This is a genomic window from Halomonas sp. 3D7M (assembly GCF_014897885.1).
Classification (GTDB): Bacteria; Pseudomonadota; Gammaproteobacteria; order Pseudomonadales; family Halomonadaceae; genus Vreelandella.
This window is the reverse complement of the sequence record NZ_JABUZF010000261.1, coordinates 6,665-13,904: the sequence shown is the minus strand read 5'-3', so window position 1 is coordinate 13,904 and position 7,240 is coordinate 6,665. Positions and strand designations below refer to the sequence as shown.

Annotated in this window: 7 protein-coding genes, 2 tRNA genes and 2 pseudogenes; 3 read left to right on the top strand and 8 right to left on the bottom strand. The window is 53.3% G+C overall.

Annotated elements, in window-relative coordinates; all coding sequences use genetic code 11:
- The 5 genes and pseudogenes from INT22_RS21335 to ccoN all read right to left on the bottom strand — a co-directional run.
- Positions 1–197 (bottom strand): annotated as a pseudogene (locus INT22_RS21335) (cytochrome c oxidase accessory protein CcoG); the annotation flags it as partial.
- A 217-nt stretch (positions 198–414) separates the two neighbouring features.
- Positions 415–1,344, bottom strand: coding sequence for a cytochrome-c oxidase, cbb3-type subunit III (ccoP, locus tag INT22_RS16945; protein WP_193061840.1), 930 nt, complete (start codon positions 1,342–1,344; stop codon positions 415–417).
- Positions 1,341–1,562: a cbb3-type cytochrome oxidase subunit 3 gene (locus tag INT22_RS16940; protein ID WP_193061839.1), complete on the bottom strand. Its 222-nt coding sequence runs from the start codon at positions 1,560–1,562 to the stop codon at positions 1,341–1,343. Before INT22_RS16940 ends, ccoP begins: the two co-directional genes overlap by 4 nt.
- A 3-nt stretch (positions 1,563–1,565) precedes the next feature.
- The gene (gene ccoO, locus INT22_RS16935) at positions 1,566–2,174 is read right to left on the bottom strand and encodes a cytochrome-c oxidase, cbb3-type subunit II (protein WP_193061838.1); all 609 of its coding nucleotides are present in this window, start codon (positions 2,172–2,174) and stop codon (positions 1,566–1,568) included.
- Between the two features lie 19 nt (positions 2,175–2,193).
- Positions 2,194–3,618: a cytochrome-c oxidase, cbb3-type subunit I gene (gene ccoN, locus INT22_RS16930; RefSeq protein WP_193061837.1), complete on the bottom strand. Its 1,425-nt coding sequence runs from the start codon at positions 3,616–3,618 to the stop codon at positions 2,194–2,196.
- A 309-nt stretch (positions 3,619–3,927) separates the two neighbouring features.
- On the opposite strand from ccoN, the gene INT22_RS16925 reads away from it, so the two are divergent.
- The 3 genes from INT22_RS16925 (at position 3,928) to INT22_RS16915 (ending at position 4,869) form a co-directional block, all read left to right on the top strand.
- Complete coding sequence (locus INT22_RS16925) at positions 3,928–4,545, top strand: alpha/beta fold hydrolase (RefSeq protein WP_443601988.1); 618 nt, start codon at positions 3,928–3,930, stop codon at positions 4,543–4,545.
- Between the two features lie 93 nt (positions 4,546–4,638).
- A tRNA-Val gene (locus INT22_RS16920) sits at positions 4,639–4,714 on the top strand.
- A 78-nt stretch (positions 4,715–4,792) separates the two neighbouring features.
- Positions 4,793–4,869, top strand: a tRNA-Asp gene (locus INT22_RS16915).
- A 147-nt stretch (positions 4,870–5,016) separates the two neighbouring features.
- Here INT22_RS16915 and INT22_RS16910 read toward each other — a convergent pair.
- From INT22_RS16910 to glcE, 3 genes and pseudogenes are all read right to left on the bottom strand, one after another.
- Positions 5,017–5,418, bottom strand: coding sequence for a GlcG/HbpS family heme-binding protein (locus INT22_RS16910; protein ID WP_125751197.1), 402 nt, complete (start codon positions 5,416–5,418; stop codon positions 5,017–5,019).
- 87 nt (positions 5,419–5,505) lie between these two features.
- Positions 5,506–6,738 (bottom strand): glycolate oxidase subunit GlcF, encoded by a 1,233-nt coding sequence (gene glcF, locus INT22_RS16905; protein WP_193068615.1) that lies wholly within the window; start codon positions 6,736–6,738, stop codon positions 5,506–5,508.
- A gap of 14 nt (positions 6,739–6,752) precedes the next feature.
- A pseudogene (gene glcE, locus INT22_RS21330) lies at positions 6,753–7,240 on the bottom strand (glycolate oxidase subunit GlcE); the annotation flags it as partial.

The window sequence follows — 7,240 nt, the reverse complement described above, 5'->3', positions numbered from 1 at the left end:
CAGTTCAGCCATGGAAGCAGAAAAAAGCCCAGCATAAGCGCCCAGTTGGTGCTGCGCCTTACTTTCTGGAAGAGCCCTTTAATTTCGCGCACATAAATATGTCGGCGCTTAGCATACATGCTCTGAGTTGTACTTTCCCCTGGGGGATGGTGCCCAACGGGCGGCGGCGTAATATCTTGGCTAGGTATTTTTTCCATGGCGATGATCGCAGCTCACTAAGGCGGGAATGGGCGGCAGCATGGATATCGTGGCGTTAAACCTGCGACGCTAGATAACACAACTGTATGCCGTGTCGCTAAATAATAGTGTAACGGATAGAAAGGGTATCTGGACGGACGGTGGATGAAGAAAGGGTGCGGTATGAAACCGCACCCTCGTGATACTACCTACAAGCGGTTGCGACTAACTAAGCGATTAGTCGTTGAAGCGTAGGCTGTAGACATAAGCGGCTACTAGATGAACACGCTCTTCACCGATATAAGCCGCTTGTGCTGGCATGTGGCCGTTACGACCATTGCGCAGTGTTTGGCGGACAGAATCGGCAACGCTTTGTCCCGGTGCCAAATAGAGCCATACATCATCAGTAAGGTTAGGTGCGCCAAGCGCGGTATTTCCCGTTCCACTGGGTGTATGACATGCCGCGCACGCTGCTAGGAAAGTGCTTTCGCCACTGGCTGCACGGTCTGCATCATGCTCTTCGCCAGACATTGAGAGAACGTACTGAGTGAGGTTCTCAATGTTGTTCTCGCCAAGCTGCTGCCAGGCAGGCATTAATCCATTACGACCATTATTCAACGTCGTCATGATGTTTTCCGGCTCACCGCCATACAGCCAGTCGTCATCGGTGAGGTTCGGGAAGCCGTAACCACCTTGGGCGTTAGAGCCGTGACATACCGCACAGTTGTTCAGGAAAACACGCTCTGCTACCCGCATTGCTTCAGCGTCTTTTGCCAGTTCAGGAATAGGTATTTCCTGATACTGAGCAAAAATCGGTGTGAAGCGCTCTTCAGCACTCGCAACTTCTTCTTCCCACTGGCCTTCTTGGGACCAGCCCAAAATGCCTGCATAGTTACCTAGGCCTGGGTAAAGTACTAAGTAGCCCAAGGCAAAAATAACGGTGAGGATAAACAGCTTGAACCACCACTGGGGTAGTGCGTTGTCGTACTCTTCAATTCCGTCGGCCGCGTGGCCAGTGGTTTCTACATTGCCATCAGCGTCGGGCGTTTTATCGGTACGGCGGTTGGCAAATAATATCCAAACGGTTAGCGCGATGGTGCCCAACGTGATGACAATAATCCAGGCGCTCCAGAAGCTGGATAGGGAGTCACCCCATAAATTATTCATGTATTTTTATCTCCCCTGTCGTGGCGGGAATCCACTTCGTGCTCAGACGAAGCATGCTTGTCACGGGTTGGTTGCTTATCATCGTCATCGGCGAAAGGCAGGTTAGCAGCTTCGTCGAAGTCTGGTCTGCGTCGCTTGGAGTATGCCCACAGGCCAATGCCAATAAAAACGAAAATCAGTATCAGCGTGATAAGGCCGCTAAATGTTCCCATGTCCATAGCTTAACGAGTGCCCTCAAGCACGGTGCCTAACTGCTGCAAGTAGGCCACCAGTGCGGTAATTTCCTGGGTGCCGCGAACGTCTTCTGTCGCAGTGGCGATATCTTCGTCGGTATACGGCACACCTAATTGACGCAACGTGCGCATCTTGTCAGGAGTGGCGTCACCATCGAGGGTGTTTTCAAATAGCCAGGGGTAGGCTGGCATAATTGATTCGGGCACTACATCGCGGGGGTTGTAGAGGTGAGCACGATGCCAGTCGTCGCTATAACGGCCACCGACGCGGGCAAGGTCCGGCCCAGTGCGCTTGGACCCCCACAGGAAGTTGTGCTCATAGACCAGCTCCCCAGCCACGTTATAGTGGCCATAGCGTTCGGTTTCTGCCCTGAAGGGGCGAACCATCTGGGAGTGGCAGCCCACGCAGCCTTCACGGCGATAGATACCGCGACCTTCCAGCTCCAGTGCAGAGAGCGGCTCTAAGCCATCAACCGGCTCGGTGATCTTCTTTTGGAAGAAAAGTGGAACGATCTGAGCCAAGCCGGCGAAACTGATCACGACAAGGATCAATATGGCAAGTAGGCCAACGTTCTTTTCGATAATCTCGTGTTTCATTGGTCTCAACTTCCCCGTGTTAAGCGGCTTGCGGCGTTGGCTGGCTAAGGGTCTCACGACGCTTGACGGTCAAGTAAACGTTGAGCGCCATAATTAACATACCCGTAACCCAGAAAAGGCCGCCGATCAAGCGTACAAAGTAGCCTGGTGCGCTAGCTTCAACGGCTTCAATAAAGGTGTACATCAAGGTGCCATCAGCATTAATCGCCCGCCACATCAAGCCTTGCATAATACCGTTGACCCACATGGCGGCGATATACAACACAGTACCAATGGTGGCTAACCAGAAATGCACCGCAATTAGATTGACGGAGTACATCTCGGTACGCCCAAAGACCCGCGGGATCATATGGTACATTGAGCCAATGGTAATCATCGCTACCCAACCTAGTGCACCAGCGTGCACGTGACCAATGGTCCAGTCGGTGTAATGTGACAGCGCGTTGACGGTCTTAATGGCCATCATTGGCCCTTCAAACGTCGACATGCCGTAGAACGACAGCGCCACCACCAGGAAGCGAAGTGTTGGATCGGTGCGCAGTTTATGCCAAGCGCCAGACAGGGTCATCATGCCGTTGATCATACCGCCCCAGGAAGGTGCAAGCAGAATGATAGACATAATCATACCCAGCGACTGTACCCAGTCGGGCAGCGCTGTGTAGTGCAGGTGGTGCGGGCCGACCCACATGTAGATCATGATTAACGCCCAGAAGTGGACGATGGAGAGACGGTAGGAATAGATCGGGCGTTCAGCCTGTTTCGGCACGAAGTAGTACATCATGCCCAGGAAGCCTGCCGTAAGGAAGAAGCCGACCGCATTGTGGCCGTACCACCACTGCACCATCGCATCCACTGCTCCGGCGTAAACTGAGATAGAGTACATCGGGGTAACGGGGATCGCCGCGTTATTAACGATGTGCAGCACCGCAATGGTCAAAATAAACGCGGCGTAGAACCAGTTCGCCACATAAATATGAGACGTGGTGCGCTTTTTAATCGTCATTAGGAAGACGACGGCATAGCTGATCCATACGACCGCGAGCAAAATATTAATCGGCCACTCCAGCTCAGCGTACTCTTTGGTCGTGGTGTGACCCAGAGGTAGCGTCACGACTGCTGAGATAATGACTGCTTGCCAGCCCCAGAACGTAAAAGCCGCCAACTTGTCAGAGAAAAGCCGTGTCTGGCAGGTGCGCTGAACAACGTAGTACGACGTGGCAATGAGCGCCGAACCGCCAAAGGCGAAGATAACGGCATTGGTATGAAGAGGACGCAGGCGTCCAAAGCTAGTCCAAGGTAAGCCAAGGTTCAGTTGCGGCCAAACTAGCTGGGAGGCAAGGATAACGCCAAGCGTCATACCTACAATGCCCCACACAACGGTCATGATCGCGAACTGCCGAACTACCTTGTAGTTGTAGGTCGGGTGTTCCAGTGCTGTGTTCATTTCATGTTCCCATCGAACGCGGTTAGGGGGTAACCCGCAGCATTTTGCATTAGCATTTTGCCCGGGTGCGGCCACCCGCTTGATGATGCAGGTCAAGATCCGAGAGAGATTCTATCGCAGCCGCGCCCTAAGCTGAACACGCCAATAGAAGTAACACTGAATTATTAGGAGTTAATCCTGTCTTACTACGCGGGTTCTGGGTTCGTCGATATACACCCAGCAGCTTTAAACGATGCGTTAGCTAACCCCAGCGTACAGCGGTTTATAGTGACTGGGCACGGCCCGCTTTCGGTTTTAGGATCGCCTAAGGTGGGCCGAATACTACTTGCTCATGGCGCTGGGGCGGGTCATTGCTCTGTATTTATGCGGCAATTTGCCGCGACGTTAGCGGCGCAAGGCATGCAGGTGTTGGCAATTGATTTTCCCTACATGCAGCAGATTAACGAGCAGGGGAAGCGCCGTCCGCCACCCCCCATCAAGCAAACGGTGGCTAGCTTTGCCTCATGGTACGCGCTACTGACGCCTTTGAGCGATCAGCCCTTGTGGGTGGGCGGTAAATCGATGGGTGGGCGTGTTGCCACTTTATTTGCCAGTGAAATGCTCGCCAATGACGTGCATGGCCCTGGCGTTATTGTCGCAGGCTATCCATTTCATCCACCCAGAAAACCAGACAAAACCCGTTTGGAACATTTTCCCGCTATTCGTTGCCCCGTGCAGATTCTCCAGGGGGAACGAGATCCCTTTGGCAATGTAGATGAGGTTTCAGGCTATAACCTGCCTAATAATATTAACGTTGCTTGGCTTGCTGATGGCGATCATGATTTTAAACCTAGACGTGTTTCTGGATTAAATCAGCAAGTTTTGATTGACGAAGCGGCCATACTTGCGGCATCCTTCGTCCGCGCTCACCAAGCACGGTATGTGTGAGGAGTGGCAATACGCTGGTTTGAATCGAAAATTTGAACGCGCCGTGTTGACATCTCACTAAGTTCCTGTAGAATGCAGCGCCACGTGACCAGCGGGTGGTTAGCTCAGTTGGGAGAGCACCAGCCTTACAAGCTGGGGGTCACTGGTTCGAACCCAGTACCACCCACCATTTAACTGAATGTTTTTAAGCGCCCCTGAACCGCTTTTAAATAGCTGGTTTTATGGTTAGAAATAAGTGCCTTAAAGTGGACCGGTAGTTCAGTCGGTTAGAATGCCGGCCTGTCACGCCGGAGGTCGCGAGTTCGAGTCTCGTCCGGTCCGCCATTTAAGCACTCATCGACTAAAAGCTTTAGTCGAACGAATTCTAAAAAAGCCCAGATCAATGATCTGGGCTTTTTGTTGCGTATAATTTATCTCTCTAGACTCATTCTCTAGCGCCATAACGTGCAGCCATAAAGCTGCACGATAATATTAGGCGATAGCGCTTACCCCCGCTTTGGCGATCTGTACGTCCTGGTCAGGCTTTACGCCTGAGATGCCGACAGCACCCACGACGTTGCCATCGACGATGATAGGAACACCACCTGACAGCAGGCCTTGCAGCGGCGCAGAAACAAATGCCGTGCGCCCACCGTTAATCATCTCTTCAAACACTTGGGTCTCTTTACGGCCTAGTGCTGCACTGCGCGCTTTATGTGTTGCCACATCGGCACTGAAGGGCGCAGCACCGTCTAAGCGGCGCAGAGCGAGTAGATGCCCGCCATCATCCGTTACGGCAATGGTGACTGGCCAGCCGTTGTTATCGGCTTCTTTTTGAGCAGCATCTAGTACCTGAATGACATCGGCTTGGCCGAGAACAGCTTTGCTTTGCATCAAACTTTCCTTTTGATCAAGGGGAGTAAAGTGCCGCGCTATGGATTGCTTGTCAAAGCTTGTTAGCGCGGCAAAGTGAATTAGTGTTTATACCAGGGCAGCATCCACCACTTCCACCCAGTGGCGTACCGGGGTGCGATTGGCACTAGCAAGGTGGGTTTGGCAGCCAATATTGGCAGTGACGATAACCTCTGGGTTGCTAGCTTCCAGCGCATTGAGCTTATTATCGCGCAGCTGTGTGGCAAGCGCTGGCTGGGTAACCGAGTAGGTGCCAGCTGAGCCACAGCAGAGATGCGCATCTTGTACCGGCGTTAGCGAGAACCCCAGCTTTCTGAGCACGCCTTCAACCGCACCGTTGAGCTTCTGGGCGTGCTGCAGTGTGCAAGGGCAGTGAAATGCCAGACGTTGGTGTTCTTTCAGCTCGAGTTTCTCTACGGGCTCTTCGCGCAGTATTTCGACAATATCTTTCGCCAGTGCGCTGACTTTTTGCGCTTTCTGGGCATAGGCCGGGTCATCTTTGAGCATGTCGCCATACTCTTTGACAAAAGCGCCGCAGCCGCTGGCCGTTTGAACAATGGCTTCAGCCCCTTGTTCGATCTGTGGCCACCAAGCATCGATATTGGCACGCATACGAGCGCGACCATCGTCCTGGGCATTCAGGTGAAAATCAATGGCCCCACAACAACCTGCTTCGCTGATGGGCGTCACGCTAATCCCAAGCCGGTCGAGCAGTCGAGCAGTCGCTGCATTGGTGTTCGGCGATAGACCTGGTTGAACGCATCCTTCTAATATTAGCACCTTGCGAGAATGGCGTTGGCTATCCGGGCGTTGGCCTGCGTCGACTGGTGCCGGTGGCATCTTACTGCGTAGCTTGCCAGGCACCAGGGGTTTGAAGGTTTGCCCTAAGGACAGAAGTGCTTTGAAGCGCTTAGGATCTACCAGCATCTTACGCAGCGCATAGCGTTGGGCGCGTTCGGCCATGGAACGAGGAACCCTGCGGTCAATTTCTGCACGACCGATATCCAAAAGTTTGTGATATTCCACACCTGAAGGGCAGGTGGTCTCACAATTGCGACAGGTCAAGCAGCGGTCTAAATGCAGGCGTGTCTCTTCGGTGACCTGATCATTATCATCGCGGCTTTCCAGCAGCTCTTTCATTAAATAGATGCGCCCGCGTGGTCCGTCCCGCTCGTCGCCTAGCAGTTGATAGGTGGGGCAGGTGGCATTACAAAAGCCGCAGTGTACGCAGGTGCGCAGAATGCGCTCGGCCTCCTGAATATGCGGTTTTTGGCGATCAGCATCGGTAAAGTGCGTCTGCATGTCTACTCTCCTGATTAAAACGCCGCATAAAGACGGCCTGGGTTGAAAATGCCGTAGGCATCCAACTCGGCCTTCAGGTTGCGATGATACTTTTCGACCACGGGGTTGAGCGGAGTGAAGGGTGACTCTGCTCCACCTTGGGCGTAGGGGGTAAAGCAAGTGGCATGACCACCTGCCTGCTGGCAAGCCGTGCGCAACGTATCAGCTGCCGCGCTGGTTTTTATCCACCGCTGGCTGCCACCCCAGTCATAGAAGATATCGCTTTGGGGGATATCCAAGGCTAGCGGCGGCGTATTGGGGGGTAATGATAAGCGCCACAGTGCTTGCCCTTCATTCAGACTGAAAAAAGGATGCTGATGGTCGCGCAGTTGCTGCCAGAAATCGCTGGAAAGTGATTCACCACCCAGGCGTTCCTTGGTCGCATTAACGGAACTTGCGCCGCCTTCTAAACGAATAAATAGCTCGCCTGCGTGCCATCCGGCTGCGGTAATGGGCAGCGGCT

Bases quoted from the DNA above. Each gene is read 5' to 3' on its own strand.
- INT22_RS16940 (WP_193061839.1), bottom strand. From the start codon at position 1,562: ATGGACATGGGAACATTTAGCGGCCTTATCACGCTGATACTGATTTTC.
- ccoO (WP_193061838.1), bottom strand. From the start codon at position 2,174: ATGAAACACGAGATTATCGAAAAGAACGTTGGCCTACTTGCCATATTG.
- INT22_RS16910 (WP_125751197.1), bottom strand. From the start codon at position 5,418: ATGCAAAGCAAAGCTGTTCTCGGCCAAGCCGATGTCATTCAGGTACTA.
- ccoP (WP_193061840.1), bottom strand. From the start codon at position 1,344: ATGAATAATTTATGGGGTGACTCCCTATCCAGCTTCTGGAGCGCCTGG.
- ccoN (WP_193061837.1), bottom strand. From the start codon at position 3,618: ATGAACACAGCACTGGAACACCCGACCTACAACTACAAGGTAGTTCGG.
- glcF (WP_193068615.1), bottom strand. From the start codon at position 6,738: ATGCAGACGCACTTTACCGATGCTGATCGCCAAAAACCGCATATTCAG.